General features: G+C 37.6%; 17 protein-coding genes. All 17 read left to right on the top strand.

The window, feature by feature from the left end; all coding sequences use genetic code 11:
• The first annotated feature begins 39 nt into the window (after window positions 1–39).
• The 17 genes from pflA (at window position 40) to rseP (ending at window position 16,204) form a co-directional block, all read left to right on the top strand.
• Entirely contained in the window at window positions 40–786 is a 747-nt protein-coding gene (gene pflA / locus J5A74_09750) for a pyruvate formate lyase-activating protein (protein QUI95640.1), read from the top strand.
• Window positions 787–838: 52 nt separating this feature from the next.
• The gene (locus J5A74_09745) at window positions 839–2,920 is read left to right on the top strand and encodes an AAA family ATPase (GenBank protein ID QUI95639.1); all 2,082 of its coding nucleotides are present in this window, start codon (window positions 839–841) and stop codon (window positions 2,918–2,920) included.
• Window positions 2,921–3,009: 89 nt separating this feature from the next.
• On the top strand, window positions 3,010–3,450 hold the full coding sequence (locus tag J5A74_09740; GenBank protein QUI95638.1) for a MarR family transcriptional regulator: 441 nt from the start codon (window positions 3,010–3,012) through the stop codon (window positions 3,448–3,450).
• Window positions 3,444–5,198 carry an ABC transporter ATP-binding protein gene (locus J5A74_09735; protein QUI95637.1) on the top strand — a complete coding sequence of 585 codons (1,755 nt, stop codon included), beginning with the start codon at window positions 3,444–3,446 and terminating at the stop codon, window positions 5,196–5,198. The genes J5A74_09740 and J5A74_09735 overlap by 7 nt, the downstream gene beginning before the upstream one ends.
• The gene (locus J5A74_09730; GenBank protein ID QUI95636.1) at window positions 5,199–7,097 is read left to right on the top strand and encodes an ABC transporter ATP-binding protein; all 1,899 of its coding nucleotides are present in this window, start codon (window positions 5,199–5,201) and stop codon (window positions 7,095–7,097) included.
• 172 nt (window positions 7,098–7,269) lie between these two features.
• Entirely contained in the window at window positions 7,270–7,689 is a 420-nt protein-coding gene (locus J5A74_09725) for a hypothetical protein (GenBank protein QUI95635.1), read from the top strand.
• A 16-nt stretch (window positions 7,690–7,705) separates the two neighbouring features.
• Window positions 7,706–8,227 carry a hypothetical protein gene (locus tag J5A74_09720; protein ID QUI95634.1) on the top strand — a complete coding sequence of 174 codons (522 nt, stop codon included), beginning with the start codon at window positions 7,706–7,708 and terminating at the stop codon, window positions 8,225–8,227.
• Window positions 8,227–8,472: an ATP-binding cassette domain-containing protein gene (locus J5A74_09715; GenBank protein ID QUI95633.1), complete on the top strand. Its 246-nt coding sequence runs from the start codon at window positions 8,227–8,229 to the stop codon at window positions 8,470–8,472. Before J5A74_09720 ends, J5A74_09715 begins: the two co-directional genes overlap by 1 nt.
• A gap of 101 nt (window positions 8,473–8,573) precedes the next feature.
• Entirely contained in the window at window positions 8,574–9,191 is a 618-nt protein-coding gene (locus J5A74_09710; GenBank protein QUI95632.1) for an IS607 family transposase, read from the top strand.
• Window positions 9,188–10,363, top strand: a complete 1,176-nt coding sequence (locus tag J5A74_09705; GenBank protein QUI95631.1) for a transposase — start codon at window positions 9,188–9,190, stop codon at window positions 10,361–10,363. Before J5A74_09710 ends, J5A74_09705 begins: the two co-directional genes overlap by 4 nt.
• 124 nt (window positions 10,364–10,487) lie before the next feature.
• On the top strand, window positions 10,488–10,973 hold the full coding sequence (locus tag J5A74_09700; protein QUI95630.1) for an ATP-binding cassette domain-containing protein: 486 nt from the start codon (window positions 10,488–10,490) through the stop codon (window positions 10,971–10,973).
• A 149-nt stretch (window positions 10,974–11,122) separates the two neighbouring features.
• Entirely contained in the window at window positions 11,123–11,818 is a 696-nt protein-coding gene (gene pyrH / locus J5A74_09695; protein QUI95629.1) for a UMP kinase, read from the top strand.
• Window positions 11,819–11,828: 10 nt separating this feature from the next.
• Entirely contained in the window at window positions 11,829–12,383 is a 555-nt protein-coding gene (gene frr, locus J5A74_09690; GenBank protein QUI95628.1) for a ribosome recycling factor, read from the top strand.
• Window positions 12,384–12,471: 88 nt separating this feature from the next.
• Entirely contained in the window at window positions 12,472–13,188 is a 717-nt protein-coding gene (locus J5A74_09685; GenBank protein QUI96885.1) for an isoprenyl transferase, read from the top strand.
• Window positions 13,188–13,991 (top strand): phosphatidate cytidylyltransferase, encoded by an 804-nt coding sequence (locus J5A74_09680; protein ID QUI95627.1) that lies wholly within the window; start codon window positions 13,188–13,190, stop codon window positions 13,989–13,991. Before J5A74_09685 ends, J5A74_09680 begins: the two co-directional genes overlap by 1 nt.
• A 23-nt stretch (window positions 13,992–14,014) precedes the next feature.
• Window positions 14,015–15,160, top strand: a complete 1,146-nt coding sequence (gene dxr / locus J5A74_09675) for a 1-deoxy-D-xylulose-5-phosphate reductoisomerase (GenBank protein QUI95626.1) — start codon at window positions 14,015–14,017, stop codon at window positions 15,158–15,160.
• Entirely contained in the window at window positions 15,161–16,204 is a 1,044-nt protein-coding gene (gene rseP / locus J5A74_09670) for an RIP metalloprotease RseP (GenBank protein QUI95625.1), read from the top strand. It abuts the gene before it with no gap.
• The last annotated feature ends 4 nt before the right edge of the window (window positions 16,205–16,208 follow it).

Raw genomic sequence — 16,208 nt, 5'->3', positions numbered from 1 at the left:
AGCCAAATGGTTCGGGCTTTCTTTGTAAGAGGAGAAAATATGGAAACAGCAAATATTCATTCATTAGAAAGTTTTGGTTCTGTAGATGGACCGGGTGTACGTTTTGTCATCTTTGTGCAAGGGTGTCATATGCGTTGCCAATATTGTCACAATCCAGATACTTGGAGTGACAAAAAAAATCAGGTAATGACCTCAGATGAGCTATTACAAAAGGCCCTGCGCTATAAATCTTATTGGGGAAAGGATGGAGGAATCACTGTCAGTGGCGGTGAGCCACTTTTACAAATTGATTTTCTCATTGAATTCTTTAAAAAATGTAAAAAGGAAGGAATCCATACTTGTATTGATACCGCAGGAAACCCATTTACTAGGGAGGGAGAGTTCTTTGAAAAGTTTAAGGAATTGATGAAGTACACAGATCTATTGCTCTTAGATATTAAGGAAATCAATCCTAAGCGACACAAATTGCTCACAGGTGTGCAAAATGAAAATATCCTTGATATGGCAAGATATCTGTCAGAAATTCACAAACCGATTTGGATTCGCCATGTCTTAGTCCCAACAAGAAGTGACTTTGATGAGGACTTACATGCACTTCGTGCCTTTATTGACACACTTTCCAATGTAGAAAAAGTAGAGGTCTTGCCATACCACACCTTGGCGATTCACAAGTATGAGGATATGGGAATTGACTATCCTCTAAGGGGAATCGATAGTCCAAGTGAGGAACGAGTAAAAAATGCAAGAGAGATTCTTGGAGCAAAGCAAGAAGAATATAAAATATAATTTTCCATTTTCCTTCCATTTTGTTATAATGAAATGGGAGGAGTTTTTGTTTATGAAATTAGAGAAGGCACATATTGAAAATTTTGGAAAATTGAAAAACTTTGATGTCCAATTTAATGAGGAGAGTAACTTATTGTTGGAAAATAATGGCTGGGGGAAGAGTACACTTGCAGCTTTTATTCGCATTATGTTCTTCGGATTTCAAAATGAGAACAAGAGTAGTGTTGTAGAAAATGAAAGAAAAAAGTATGATCCTTGGCAGGGCGGTGTCTACGGTGGACAGCTCACTTTTGCTGTGGGAAAGAAAAAATATCGCATTGAGCGTACTTTTGGAAAGACAAAAAGTGAAGATCGCTTTGTACTATATGATGCAATTAAGAATTTGCCGTCCGTAGATTATAGTGAAAAAATTGGTGAGGAAGTCTTTTCTATTGATGCAGAGTCATTTATGAGAAGTATTTTTATTGGACAAGACGATTGTGAAACCAATGCGACAACACAAATTCAAAAAAGAATTGGAAATGTGGCAAAAAAGATAGAAGATATTGAAGACTATGAGAAGGCTTGGCAGAGATTGCAAGAAAAGATCTTAGAGATGAGCCCAGAAAATAAGGAGGGAAGTCTCTATAAATTAGAAAAGAGTATCTCAGGGGTGGAGTCCATTCTGGCAAAGAGTCAAGATATTGAAGAGAAAATAGATGAGCTTCAGCAAAAAGAAAAAGAATGTCTGGAAAAGAGAAAGCAATGTTTAGCTAAACAGGAACAACTTTCTACTGAGCTTTCACAGAAGGGAAAAGGAAAAGAGAAAGCAATGCTTCATCAAGAGTATCTTGCTCGGACAGAGGAATTTACGAGGGCGAAGGAAAACTATGATAAGAAGCGAAAAGATTTCCCAAAGACAGTGCCACAAATTGAGATTTTACAAGTCATTCGACAGATGGCCCATGAAATACAGCCAGAGCAGGAAGAAATCCATATAAAGGAACAAAAGTTTGCAGATAAAGTTCCGAGCCGTTCTCACGCAGAGGAGGTCTTTGATGTCAGCATTTTGCCTGAGGTAAAATTAAAACTGGTGGCCAGTGGTCTGTTTTTTGTTCTCTGTGTGGTTGGAGCAGTTGCTCTTCGAGGCATTGTCTTGGCCTTTTCTATTTCCGCAATGCTCGGAGCAGTGGCAGGGTTACTTTTTTTTGTTCGTGCATTGTTAGAGATTAAGGAATTAGTGGGAGAGAGAGAAGAGAGTTCACTTCCTGACCAAAGTGAAGAAGTATGGTCAGAAGAAGAACGAGAGGAATTGAAAGAATTAGAGAAATTAAAGATAGAACATCAAAAGAAAGTGGATACAGTGGAAAAGTATTTGCGTAGTACTGGATTTTCAGTGAATGAAGATATGGTAGCACAACTGGATCAGATGCTTTCGGATGTGACAGAGCTTTCCCGTTTAAAGAAGACTAAGCAGACAAGCGAAGAAATTTTAAAGAAATTTATTGCAGCAAATCCAGGATGCGAGAGCGAGAAAGAGGAAGAGACTGTTCCAGAAAAAGAAAATAGAGAATTAGCTGAGATGATGGCTGTGATCAAAAAGTATGATCAAGAATTGGCCAGTATTAAGGAAGAGATGCATAGCTTACAAAGAAGTTATGATGAGAGAATGGAAATTCAAGCACTTTATGAGCGAGCGAAGGAGGAGTACAGGGAAGAAAAAGAGCGATATGACCTCTTGTGTAAGAGCAAGTTACATTTAGAAGAGGCGAGGAAAAATTTTGGAACGAAGTATATGGAGCCAATAAAAGTAGCATTTGACAAATATTATGCATTGCTTACAGGAAAAAGTAATGAGGAGTTTGTACTCGATGATCACTTAAATTTATCGCTAAGGAGTGCAGGAAAACAGAGAGAGATTTCCTCCATGAGCGAAGGCTATAGGGATTTAATTGGACTTTGTATGCGAATGGCTCTGATTGAAACGATGTATGTCGTCGAAAAACCGTTTTTAATTTTAGATGATCCATTTGTCAATCTCGACAATTCAAAAATGGGTGAGGCGATGAAGTTTTTGGAGAAAATTTCTAAGGAATATCAGATGATTTATTTTAGTTGTCATTCGAGCCGAATGCCGAGGATGAATACAATGTAGGCTGGCAAAAAGTATTGCAATTTTAAGTGTAGCGTGTTAATATATAGCACGCTACACTTGTTTTATTGATTACAAGGACAGGAGGTAAGATGAACAGAAAATGTGATGCGGGATTTTTAATTAAGCAAATTCATGATGCACTTAGCAAAAGATTTAATGATGTCTTAAAGAAGTATGATTTAACGATGTCACAGATGTATGTATTAAAATATTTGCGAGAAAATCAGAATAAGATGGTCACACAAAAAGAAATTGAGCAATATTTGGAAGTTTCTCATCCGACAACTGTGGGAATATTGAAGCGTTTGGAGAGCAAAGGCTTTATTCAAACAAAAATTATTAAGGAGGGAAGATTTTCAAAACAAGTGGTATTGACTGAAAAATCGAATGTTTTACATGAGAATTTTCAAATGGAACATATGGAGTCAGAAAAAAGGCTTCTTGCACCGCTTTCCCCAGCGGAAAGGGAGGAATTGATTGTTCTGCTACAAACGATTTATGAAAATTTAAAGGAGGGAGTCCTATGCTAAAAGTTTTATGGAGTCGCATTGGAAAGTATAAAAGTGCGACCTATATGTCTATATTTTTAATAGTTGCGGAGGCTATCTTTGAGATTTTAATTCCATTTATGATGAGTAAAATTCTTGATAAGGGCGTAAATGCTGGAAATATGGGCAATGTATTTTTCTATGGTGTGGTGATGGTTTGTTTGTCTGCAGCCTCATTGACTTGTGGCGTGTTCTGTGGACGGTATGCGGCCTACGCCAGTAGTGGATTTGCTGCCAACTTAAGAGAGGGAATGTATAAGAATATACAAACATTTTCTTTTTCCAATATTGATAAGTATTCAACCGCAGGTCTAGTGACTCGATTGACCACGGATGTCACCAACATTCAAAATTCTTATCAAATGATGATTCGAATGATGATGCGTGCACCAGCAATGATGATTGCAGCATTTGTAATGACAACCATTATCAGTCCTAAAATTGCATTGATTTTTTTGGTGGCAATTATTTTTCTTGCAGCAGTTTTACTTCTGATTATGAAGTCGGCGACAAAACTCTTTAGTCAGCTATTTCGCAAATATGACGATTTAAATGCCAGTGTGGAAGAAAATGTCAAAGGAATTCGTGTAGTCAAGAGCTTCGTCAAAGAAGACTATGAAATTAAGAAATTTGGCAATAGCATTCAAAAAATTTATGATTTGGGTGTGAGGGCAGAGGCAAAGTTAGCGATTAACCTCCCCGTATTGATGTTGACCATCTATGCCTGCATTTTAATTTTGTCATGGGTTGGTGCACACTATATTGTTGCAGGAAGCTTGACAACAGGAGAATTGACCAGTTTATTTGCCTATGTAATGAATATTTTTATTAGTTTGATACTCTTATCCTTTACTTTTGTTATGATTACAATGTCAGAAGCCAGTGCAGAGCGTGTAGCTGAGGTGTTGACAGAAAAGACCGATATCACCTCTCCAGAGCAGGCTGTGATGGAAGTAAAGGATGGCAGTATTGACTTTGAAAATGTCAATTTTTCTTATGGGAAAATAAAGAAGGACAAAAAGAAATTTGTTCTCAGTGATATTGACCTTCATATTCGTGCAGGTGAAACCATTGGTATTATTGGTGGAACTGGAAGTTCAAAAACTTCTCTAGTCAATCTAATTAGTCGACTCTATGATACAACGGAAGGAACGGTCAAAGTTGGAGGAATCGATGTTCGAAAGTATGATTTGACAGTACTTCGAGATAAGGTGGCCGTTGTGCTACAAAAGAACGAATTATTTACGGGGACAATCCTTGAAAATTTGCGTTGGGGCGATAAAAATGCAACAGATGAAGAATGTATTCGTGCCTGCAAAATTGCCTGTGCAGATGAATTTATTGAACGTTTTCCTGATCAGTATGAAACAAGAATTGAACAGGGTGGATCGAATGTATCGGGAGGACAAAAACAGCGTCTTTGCATTGCCAGAGCACTGCTAAAAAAGCCAAAGGTTATTATCTTTGATGATTCTACTTCTGCGGTGGATACGGCCACAGATGCTAAAATTCGCAAGGCATTGAGAGAAGACATTCCAGATACAACAAAGATTATTATTGCACAGCGCATTTCATCGGTAAAAGATGCTGACCGCATTATTGTTCTTGACAGAGGAAGAATTAGTGGTGTAGATACACATGAGAATCTTCTTATGAACAATGAAATTTATCGTGCAGTGGCACAGGCTCAGATGGAAGGCAGTGGAGATTTTGATAAGGTAGGTGCATAAATGGAAGATAAAATAAAAGAGGCAAAGCAGGCTGCAAAAGGTATGCAGTCAAGAAATATGAAGCGTATTGTGCAACTTGTATTTCAGCACTATGGCATTCATATGGTATTTGTATTTATTGGTATTATTGTATCGGCCATTGCCAATGTGCGTGGAACGGCCTTTATGCAGACATTAATTGACAAGTATATCACGCCAATGATTGGTCGTTCATCACCTGATTTTGGACCGCTGGCCAAGGCAATGACACAGATTGTGATTGTCTATTTGATCGGTGCAGGATGTTCTTATATGTATCAAAGAATTATGGTCAATGTCGGTCAGGGAACGATGCGCCGTGTGAGAGAAAATCTTTTTAGTCACATGGAAAAATTGCCAATCAAATATTTTGATACCCATTCTCATGGTGATATTATGTCGGTGTACACCAATGATACCGATACTCTCCGTCAATTTATTGGACAGGCATTTCCACAGATAATCAATTCAGCAATGATGATTGCAAGTATGTTTGTGACCATGTGCATTCTTTCCATTCCATTGACCATTATTGCCATGATTTTGGTTGCGGTGATGCTCTTTACAAGTAAGAAAATTGCAGATAGTTCAGGAAAACATTTTATTCGTCAACAGCAAAGTCTTGGTAAGTTAAATGGATATATTGAAGAAATGATGAGTGGACAAAAGGTAATTAAGGTTTTTAACCACGAAGAGGAGTCGATTGAGGGATTTCAAAAACTCAATGAAGAACTTCGAGACAGTGCTTATCAGGCCAATGCCTTTGCTAACATTCTTATGCCAGTTGTGGCACAGCTAGGAAATATGAATTATGTTATCTGTGCGATTATCGGTGCAGTGATTGCCATTAATGGGAAATTTGGTGTTACCCTAGGAACACTTGTGGCATTTCTTACCTTAGTTAAGGGATTTAATCAGCCGTTTGCACAGATTTCTCAGCAAATCAATGCGATTGCCATGGCTGTGGCCGGAGCTGACCGCATCTATGAGGTGATGGACAGTGTACCAGAGCTTGATGAGGGCTATGTGACTTTGGTCAATGCCGATGTCGATGAATTTGGAAATATTACAGAGACGGATGAGAGAACCGAACAATGGGCTTGGAAGGATATTGATCCAAAGACCAATCAGCCAGTTTATACCTTGATGGAGGGCGATGTTGTTCTTGATGATGTCACCTTTGGATATACAGACAAGAAAATGGTATTGCATGACATCAATCTCTTTGCCAAAAAGGGACAAAAGGTTGCGTTTGTCGGTTCAACTGGTGCAGGAAAGACGACCATTACCAATTTGATCAATCGCTTCTATGATATTCAAAAGGGAGAAATCCGCTATGATGGAATTAATATTTCTAATATCAAGAAGGCAGATTTAAGAAAGAGTTTGGGTATTGTACTGCAGGAGACCAGACTGTTTACAGGAAGTATTATGGAAAATATTCGCTATGGTCGAGAGGGGGCAACGGATGGAGAATGTATGGCGGCGGCAAGACTTGCCAACGCATCGGACTTTATTGAAAAGTTGCCAAGTGGCTATGACACCATAATTAATGGGGAGGGCGGAAGTCTTTCTCAAGGTCAGCGCCAGCTTCTGGCCATTGCAAGGGCCGCCGTTGCCGATCCGCCAGCCCTGATTCTTGACGAGGCGACATCATCCATTGATACAAGAACAGAGCAACTTGTACAAACGGGAATGGACTCTTTGATGATAGGAAGAACAACCTTTGTCATTGCCCATCGCCTTTCTACAGTTAAAAATGCAGATTGCATTATGGTACTGGAGCAAGGAAGAATTATTGAGCGTGGCACTCATGATGAGTTGCTCGATCAGAAAGGAAAATATTACGAGCTATATACAGGCAATGGCTTGGGAGAATAGAATAGAAAAGGACTGCGAAAAGGGAATTTTTGCAGTCCTTTTCGTTATTTTGTAACCATAAAAAGTGTAAAAAAGAATCATAATACTAATAGATATATATATTAAATGTTGACAAATAAATATAAAAAATGTTATTATCCAGTGGTAAAAAAATAGAAAGTAATAGAATACAATGAGAGATACAATTTTAAAGGCCAAGATGTTATGGCTCATTATGGTGATGAGTTTGTTTACATTTTCACTGGGATTTTCAGCAATGTCAAAGGTGTGGCATGAACCAGAAAAGGACTATGGGATATTGTTAGATGATTACTGGAGTATCCAATTTTCAGAGGAACATCCTACTATCGAGACGATTTTGGATAAGATCAATCTCTTGCAAGTTCCACATTGCATAATTTCTTTTGGATCTTGGACACCAAGTGTGGCCAAATTTGATCAAGAGCTATTTTGTGCATTAAAGATCAATTCTGCTATAAAAGATTATGTTGAAGGTGAAAATGTAGCGGAAAATTCAGATCGAGGCTTTCCTGAAAAAGGGAGCAAGATTTGTTCGACCAACTCAACAAAAAGAGCCATTTTCTTTGGATAAAAGTGTAATTATACCCGTGAATGTAGATAAGAGTTCTGTTTATGGTATGGATCAAGCAATGTATTCCTGTCAATTATATGTCAATAATGAAAAGGAATTGAAAGAAATCAGAAATGTAATGCGCCAACAGAAAGTAACAGATGGATATTTTGTGAATTATAGCTCTCAGATTAAAGTTATAGAAAATGACTATGTAGAAACCATGATTTTATATAGTTTGTTTGGTAGCATTTTATTGATCTTTTCTTTTGTCAGTATGATTTGTTTGGTGATTCGCCGTGTGTCTGAATGTGCCTACGAGTATAGAATTAACTTGTTATGTGGGGCAAGGATAACAGATATTTGGGGGAGAGTTTTTATCGAAAATCTTTTGTTGATTGTATTGAGCTTATTGGTAACAACCATCCTGTGTGGCATAAGTGAATTTTTGCTATTGCCAGTATTGATATGTCTGGGATGTTTTATTATTTTGTTCCTTTATATGATACACAAGATTCAATTTGAAAAATTGACAGATACATTGCGAGGAGTGAGATAATGGATAAAATCATTGAACTAAACAATATATGCAAGATATATGGAGAAGATGAGCCAGTATATGCCTTGGATCATGTGTCTTTGCAGATTGAGCGTGGAGAGAGTGTTGCCATTATGGGAACATCTGGATCGGGAAAGAGTACATTGCTCAATATTCTTGGGATTTTAGATGTTGCCACAGAAGGGGACTATCATCTTTTTGGTAAGAATATTGCGGAGTATTCCATGAAGGCTAACAACTGTTAAGAGTAATTTATAAAAAAATTATAAATATGTGTTGATTTTTATAAGTTTTAATGATAGAATAAAATATAAATATTGAAAAGGAGGCTTTAAGAACTTTAATTATGAGTAAATACTATTCTATCAGAGAATTTTCAAGAATTTTAGGAGTATCAGCCCAAACACTTAGAAATTGGGATGCAAACGGTAAACTTCATCCACATCATGTGTCTAGTAATGGATACAGATATTATTCTCATGAACAATTAAATCAGGTTATGAATATAAAATCTGATTTGAATAGAATTGTCATTGGATATTGCAGAGTTTCAAGCAATAAACAAAAAGATGATTTAGAAAGACAAATAGAGAATATGAAGCTGTATCTAAATGCTCAAGGGAAACCTTATGAAATAATTTCGGATATAGGTTCTGGAATTAATTATAAGAAAAAGGGTTTAAGAGAATTAATTAAACGTATATCTCAAAATAAAGTGGAAAAAGTTGTAGTTCTTTACAAAGACAGACTACTAAGATTTGGATTTGAATTCGTTGAATATGTTGCAAGTTTATATAATTGTGACATAGAAATAATTGATAATACAGAAAAACCAGAACAGCAAGAGCTTGTAGAAGATTTAGTTCAAATTATCACAGTTTTTAGTTGTAAATTACAAGGCAAACGTGCTAATAAAGCTAGAAAATTAGTAAATGAATTAATTGAGGTTGACAGTGAAAAATGATAAAATCAATAAAAATCAGACTATACCCAAATAATAAACAGATTACTAAACTATTTCAATATGCTGGATGTGCGAGATTTGCTTACAATTGGGCTATTGCAAAGGAACAAGAGAACGATAAGCAAAAAAATAAATTCTTATCGGATAATGAATTACGAAAAGAATTTACACAGCTAAAGAAACTGCCAGAGTATAGATGGTTAAATGAAGTAAGTAATAATGTAACAAAGCAAGCAATCAAAGATGCTTGTAATGCCTATAAAAAATTTTTCAAAGGGCAATGCAAATATCCTAAATTTAAAAGTAAAAAGCATTCAACTCCTTCTTTTTATCAAGATACTGGTAAAATTCAGTTTACAGATACTCATGTAAAAGTAGAAGGATTTTCAATGAGTAAAAGACGAAATAAACAAAAATTGAATTGGATTAGACTTTGTGAAAAAGAAAGAATACCAATGAACTGTAAATACTTAAATCCACGCTTTACATATGATGGATTGTATTGGTATGTATCCATTGGAATTGAAGTAGATGACAATAATAATCTTCCATCAAATGATGGTGTCGGAATTGATGTAGGTATTAAAAACTTAGCAGTTTGTTCTGATGGAAATACTTATAAGAACATAAATAAAACACAAAAAGTAAGAAAAATAGAAAAGAAAAAACGCAGGTTACAGCGTTCAATATCAAGAAGATATGAGAAAAATAAGAAAGGAGGCAGTTATTGTAAAACAAGTAACATAATAAAAAGAGAAAAAGAACTTTTAAAAGTAATAAAACGATTAACAAATATTCGTCAAAACTACTTACATCAGACAACATCTGAAATCATAAAGCGAAAACCAAGTTTTATCTGTATGGAAGATTTGAATGTAAGTGGAATGATGAAAAATAAGCATTTATCCAAAGCAGTACAACAACAATGCTTTTATGAATTTAGAAAGCAGATTGAGTATAAGTCTAACTGGAATAATATTTCAGTCATTATAGCAGACAGATTCTTTCCAAGTTCTAAACTATGTAGTTGTTGTGGAAATATTAAAAAAGATTTGAAACTGTCTGACAGAATTTATAAATGTGAATGTGGAAACATCATAGATAGAGATTTTCAAGCAAGTTTGAATCTAAAGCAGTATGGAGAGAATGTTTTAAAACAATCTGTAGTGTAACACTTTAAAGTTATTACAGATATGTACCGAATGTTAATCGGGAATTGACGCCTACGGAGAGTACAAGAACTTGTAATTAGTATTTGAATTTATTCAGTATGAAAGCATACTCGATGAAGTAGGAATGAAACATAAAAGTTTATTAGCTTTTTATAAGTTTTCAGTAACGGAGAAGGCAAAACTTCGCAATGAGAAATTTGGTTTTGTTGTACAAGACTTTGCACTTATCTCTCACTATAGTGCATTAAAAAATGTAATGTTGCCATTGGAATATACAAAATTGTCCAAAAAGGAGAAGATAGAGCGAGCAATGAAGTTGATGGAAAGGCTTGGAATTGTGCATAGAGCAAAAGCTGTGCCAGCAAAGCTTTCTGGAGGACAAAAGCAAAGAGTTGCCATTGCCAGAGCCTTAGTCAATCATGCGGATATTCTGCTTTGTGACGAGCCGACAGGGGCATTAGACTCTAAGACAACAGAGGACATTATGGCATTGTTGATGGAATTAAATCGAGAGGGAAAGACTTTGGTGATTGTCACTCATGATGAAAAGGTGGCAAAGTATTGTAAGAAACAATATGTAATGAATGATGGAAAATTTGTTCAGGTGTAGAAAAGAAGAGATAGCGAGAATTGAGCGTAGATGCTTGTTCTTGCTATCTTTTCAAATTTTTATTCTTATGTTATACTTTTTCTTGTATATATGCGAATTGTGTAATTAAAGAATTCGAAATAAGAAGGAATGTGAGGCAGATATAGAAGATGAAGCGAGTTATGCTCAAATTGAGTGGAGAAGCACTTGCAGCAGGAAAAGGCAGTGGCTATGATGAGGCCACTGTTCGAGATGTTGCACAGCAGGTATTGGCCAGTGTAAAGCAGGGAGTCGAAGTTGGCATTGTCATTGGCGGTGGAAATTATTGGAGAGGAAGAACTTCGGAGGCGATTGACCGCACAAAGGCAGACCAAATTGGAATGTTGGCAACGATTATGAATTGCATCTATGTGTCAGAAATCTTTCGCAGCGAGGGAATGGAGACAGCCATTTTCTCTCCATTTGCCTGTGGAACGATGACTGAACTTTTTTCAAAGGATAGGGTCAATGAGTGCTTTAAGCAGGGAAAGGTTGTGTTCTTTGGTGGTGGAACAGGTCATCCATATTTTTCTACAGACACAGGAATTGCTCTTCGGGCAATTGAGATTGATGCAGAAATGATTCTTTTAGCCAAGAGCATTGATGGCATCTACACTGCAGATCCAAAGCTTGATCCAAATGCGAAAAAGTATGAGACCATTAGCATTCAAGAAGTGCTTGACAAAAAACTTCAAGTTGTAGATTTGACAGCAACTGTAATGTGTATGGAAAATAAGATGCCATTGGCAGTATTTGATTTAAATGAGAAAAATTCCATTGCAAATGCAATGGTAGGAAAAATAAATGGAACAGTGGTAACTGTCTAGGAGGATGAATATGCAAGAGAAAATTAAATTGTGTCAAGAAAAGATGGATAAGACGATTAATGTATTGCAGGATGATTACGCAACCATTCGTGCAGGTCGTGCCAATCCCCATGTATTAGATAAGATTAAGGTAGATTACTATGGTACACCAACACCAATCCAACAGGTGGGCAATATTTCTGTGCCAGAGGCAAGAATGATTATGATTGCACCTTGGGAGAAATCTCTATTGAAGGAGATTGAAAAGGCAATTAATATGTCAGATTTGGGGATTAATCCAACAAATGACGGCACGACTGTGCGATTGATTTTTCCAGAGCTGACAGAGGATCGACGCAAGGAGCTTGTAAAAGAAGTAAAGAAAAAGGGCGAGGCAGCCAAAGTTGCCGTGAGAAACATCAGAAGAGATACAGTAGATGCCATTAAGAAGATGGAGAAGGCATCTGAGATTTCTGAGGATGATTTAAAAGATGGCGAAAATAAAGTACAAAAGCTTACAGACAAGGCCATTGAAGAGATTGACAAGACAATTGAGAATAAGTCAAAGGAAATTATGACAGTATAATTATACACTAATATCAGTGTAGGATATGCTATCGTATAGTGGAATCAGTAAATGATTTGGGCAGGCAATATGGCCTGCCCAATCCTATATCAGTAGGGAGGAAAATATGGTAATTCCAAAACATGTGGCCATTATTTTGGATGGAAATGGCAGATGGGCAAAGAAGCGACTTTTGCCAAGGGCAATGGGGCATAAGGCTGGTTGTGAGACCTTGGAAAAAATGGTTACTGTCTGTGCAAAGACGGGAATCGACTATTTGACAGTATATGGATTTTCTACAGAAAATTGGAAGAGAAGTGCCGAAGAAGTGGGGGCATTGATGAAACTATTCCGCTTCTATATGAAGAGACTGTTAAAGATTGCTGCGGAAAAAAATGTGCGTGTAAAGATGATTGGTGATAAGCGAAGATTTGACGCAGATATCATCGAGGGCATTGACAAGTTGGTGGAGACAACAAAGGACAACACAGGAATGACATTTACGATTGCCATCAATTATGGAGGCCGAGATGAAATTCGTCGTGCGGTTCAGAAAATGCTTAAGGAGTACAGGGAAAGTCCCTATGATGTAGAAGGGATTACTGAACAATTTGTTGCCGATCACCTCGATACAGCAGGTCTTCCTGATCCAGATTTATTAATTCGCACAAGTGGAGAGTTGAGATTATCTAATTACTTGCTTTGGCAACTGGCCTACAGCGAAATCTATGTGACGGATGTATTGTGGCCAGATTTTGATGAGGAAGAGTTGCAAAATGCGATTGCAGCGTATAATAAAAGAGAGAGAAGGTTTGGAGGCAGATAATGTTTTGGACCAGATTAGTAAGTGGAATTGTTCTTCTCATTTTGGCAATCGTTTTTATCTTTGTGGGAGGACTGCCACTTTGGGCGATATCCCTGTTGATTTCTTTGATTGGGATGTTTGAACTTTATCGAGTACTAAAGATTGAAAAAAAGGCAGTGTCTTGGATTGGATACATTGGTGCAGTGGTTTACTATGCACTCTTGTATTTTAAAATTTCTTCAGAATATGAGGTGATTTTATTTGTTGTGATGCTTCTTTTGGAGATGGTCATCTATGTATTTACCTTTCCAGAGTATAAGACAGAAGAAATCACAGCGAGTTTTTTTGGGCTGTTTTATGTGGCAGTGTTATTTTCCTTTCTCTATCAGACAAGGGCACTCAAAGATGGAAAGCTCTTGGCGTGGTTGATTTTGATTTCGAGTTGGGGAAGTGATACCTGTGCCTATGCAGTTGGAATGTTGATTGGAAAACATAAGGTGACCCCAAAATTAAGTCCGAAAAAATCGTTAGAAGGTTGTATTGGTGGAGTTTGTGGAGCAGCGTTGATTGCGTATATTTATGCAAACTTTGTAAGGAACTATATGGTAGAGGTGGAAAATCCGCTTCTAGCTTGTACAGTTGGCTGTGCACTTGGTGCCATAGTTTCACAGATTGGCGATTTAGCCGCATCAGCAATCAAGCGAAATCATGAGATAAAGGACTATGGAAATCTCATTCCAGGTCACGGTGGGATTTTGGATCGCTTTGATAGCATGCTATTTACAGCACCAATTGTCTTTTTTGCCGTGATGTTTTTGGGATAGCGAGAATGAATTGGAGGAGTGATATGAAAAAGATAGCAATACTTGGCTCCACAGGATCAATTGGAACACAGACATTAGAAGTCGTGCGAGCAAATGGAGATGTTGGTGTCGTAGCATTGACTGCGGGAAAAAATGTTGATTTGTTGGAAAAGCAAATTCGAGAATTTCGCCCAAAATTTGCAGCAATTTGGAAAGAAAACGATGCCAAAGAGCTAAAAGAGCGATTGACAGATATACATTGTGAAATTGGTTTTGGCATGGAGGGGTTAATTCAGGCGGCAGTCATTGCCGAGGCCGATGTTGTTGTGACCGCAGTAGTTGGTATGATTGGCATTGAGCCGACCGTGGCGGCCATTGAGGCAGGAAAGGATATTGCACTGGCAAATAAGGAAACTTTAGTTTGTGCAGGGCATATCATTATGCCACTGGCCAAGGAGAAAAAAGTGCAAATTCTTCCAGTGGATTCGGAGCACAGTGCTATTTTTCAATGTCTTCAGGGCAATGAAAATAATCCCATTGAAAAGATTTTATTGACAGCTTCAGGCGGACCATTTCGAGATTACACAAAAAGCCAGTTGGAAAAAGTGACCTTACAAGATGCCTTACACCATCCGAATTGGAGTATGGGAAAAAAGATTACGATTGATTCTTCGACCATGGTCAATAAGGGACTAGAGGTCATTGAGGCAAAATGGCTATTTTCTGTTGAGCCAGAGAATATTCAAGTGGTAGTACAACCGCAGTCGATTATTCACTCTATGGTTCAGTTTCAAGATGGTGGCGTGATGGCTCAGCTTGGCACACCAGATATGAAATTACCCATTCAATACGCCCTCTATTATCCGAATCGGCGAAAGCTTTTGGGAGAGAGATTAGATTTTACTAGACTCAGTGAGATCACAATTGCTCGACCTGATATGGAGGTGTTTGAGGGATTAAAGTATGCCTTTGAAGCCTGCAAAATTGGCGGAAGTATGCCAACGGTATTGAATGCGGCTAATGAATATGCAGTCGCAAAATTTTTGGATGGAAAGATTCGTTATGTAGACATTACAAGGATGATTCGCACAGCGATGGATCATCACAAGTTAATCCAAAATCCAAGTGTTTGTGATATATTGAGCATACAATTGGAGACAGAAAAAGACTTAGAGAATGGATGGATATAGATGAGTATAATTTTTGCATTGATCATTTTTGGTGTGATTGTCACCTTTCATGAATTTGGACATTTTATTGTGGCAAAGAAATCAGGAATCAAGGTCATTGAGTTTTCTGTGGGAATGGGACCTAGAATTTTGTCAAGACAGGGGAAGGAGACAAGATATTCGCTAAAATTATTGCCCCTTGGTGGCTCTTGTATGATGCTGGGGGAAGATGAGGATGAAGAAAGTGTCGAGGGAAGTTTTAACTCAGTGTCTGTGCCAAGGCGATTGGCCACAATTTTTGCAGGACCGCTGTTTAACTTTATTTTGGCCTTTTTTATGGCAATGATTGTCATTGGTGCCGTGGGCATTGATAAGTCGGAGGTGTCCGAGGTGGTTGATGGCTATCCTGCAAAGGAAGCTGGCATTGAAGCAGGGGATGTAATTACAGCGATTGACGGCCATCGAGTGGTTATTTATAGAGATTTGACTTTATATTTGTATATGCATCCGGGCAAGGATGTGGATGTCACTGTCAATCGGCAAGGGAAAAAACTTGATTTTACAATTCATCCAAAGCTCAATGAAAAGTACAACCAATATATGATTGGAATTTCAAGTTCCGGTGGACGAGTTCCAGTAAAAGGACCGATGGAGATTGTAAAGTATTCGGCCTATGAAGTAAAGTATAACATCACGAGCACCCTAGAGAGCTTAGCCTATATGATTAAGGGAAAAGTAAAGGCCAATGAAATCAGTGGACCAGTGGGCATTGTCAATATGATTGGTGATACAGTCAAGGAATCTAGTGCCTATGGTGTGGGTGTGGTACTGTTGAGCATTGCAAATATGATGATTTTATTGAGTGCAAACCTTGGTGTAATGAATTTGTTGCCACTGCCAGCCCTTGATGGTGGTCGAATTTTATTTTTGATTATTGAAGGAATTCTTGGAAGACCAGTCAATCGAAAGGCCGAGGGAATGGTCCATTTGATTGGGTTTGCTTTGCTCATGCTATTTATGGTCTTTGTGATGTTTAATGATGTTCGACGACTAGTTGGCTTTTAGGAGA

Source organism: Lachnospiraceae bacterium oral taxon 096, assembly GCA_018141845.1.
Lineage (GTDB): Bacteria > Bacillota > Clostridia > Lachnospirales > Lachnospiraceae > F0428.
The sequence above is the reverse complement of the archived record's forward strand: the minus strand, read 5'-3'. Positions and strand labels throughout refer to the sequence as shown.

What these genes read in the sequence shown, in the direction of transcription:
- J5A74_09740 (QUI95638.1), top strand. Translation starts at nt 3,010, where the DNA reads ATGAACAGAAAATGTGATGCGGGATTTTTAATTAAGCAAATTCATGAT.
- J5A74_09735 (QUI95637.1), top strand. Translation starts at nt 3,444, where the DNA reads ATGCTAAAAGTTTTATGGAGTCGCATTGGAAAGTATAAAAGTGCGACC.
- J5A74_09725 (QUI95635.1), top strand. Translation starts at nt 7,270, where the DNA reads ATGAGAGATACAATTTTAAAGGCCAAGATGTTATGGCTCATTATGGTG.
- J5A74_09705 (QUI95631.1), top strand. Translation starts at nt 9,188, where the DNA reads ATGATAAAATCAATAAAAATCAGACTATACCCAAATAATAAACAGATT.
- frr (QUI95628.1), top strand. Translation starts at nt 11,829, where the DNA reads ATGCAAGAGAAAATTAAATTGTGTCAAGAAAAGATGGATAAGACGATT.
- rseP (QUI95625.1), top strand. Translation starts at nt 15,161, where the DNA reads ATGAGTATAATTTTTGCATTGATCATTTTTGGTGTGATTGTCACCTTT.
- dxr (QUI95626.1), top strand. Translation starts at nt 14,015, where the DNA reads ATGAAAAAGATAGCAATACTTGGCTCCACAGGATCAATTGGAACACAG.
- J5A74_09710 (QUI95632.1), top strand. Translation starts at nt 8,574, where the DNA reads ATGAGTAAATACTATTCTATCAGAGAATTTTCAAGAATTTTAGGAGTA.
- J5A74_09715 (QUI95633.1), top strand. Translation starts at nt 8,227, where the DNA reads ATGGATAAAATCATTGAACTAAACAATATATGCAAGATATATGGAGAA.
- pyrH (QUI95629.1), top strand. Translation starts at nt 11,123, where the DNA reads ATGAAGCGAGTTATGCTCAAATTGAGTGGAGAAGCACTTGCAGCAGGA.
- J5A74_09700 (QUI95630.1), top strand. Translation starts at nt 10,488, where the DNA reads ATGAAACATAAAAGTTTATTAGCTTTTTATAAGTTTTCAGTAACGGAG.
- pflA (QUI95640.1), top strand. Translation starts at nt 40, where the DNA reads ATGGAAACAGCAAATATTCATTCATTAGAAAGTTTTGGTTCTGTAGAT.
- J5A74_09745 (QUI95639.1), top strand. Translation starts at nt 839, where the DNA reads ATGAAATTAGAGAAGGCACATATTGAAAATTTTGGAAAATTGAAAAAC.
- J5A74_09730 (QUI95636.1), top strand. Translation starts at nt 5,199, where the DNA reads ATGGAAGATAAAATAAAAGAGGCAAAGCAGGCTGCAAAAGGTATGCAG.
- J5A74_09680 (QUI95627.1), top strand. Translation starts at nt 13,188, where the DNA reads ATGTTTTGGACCAGATTAGTAAGTGGAATTGTTCTTCTCATTTTGGCA.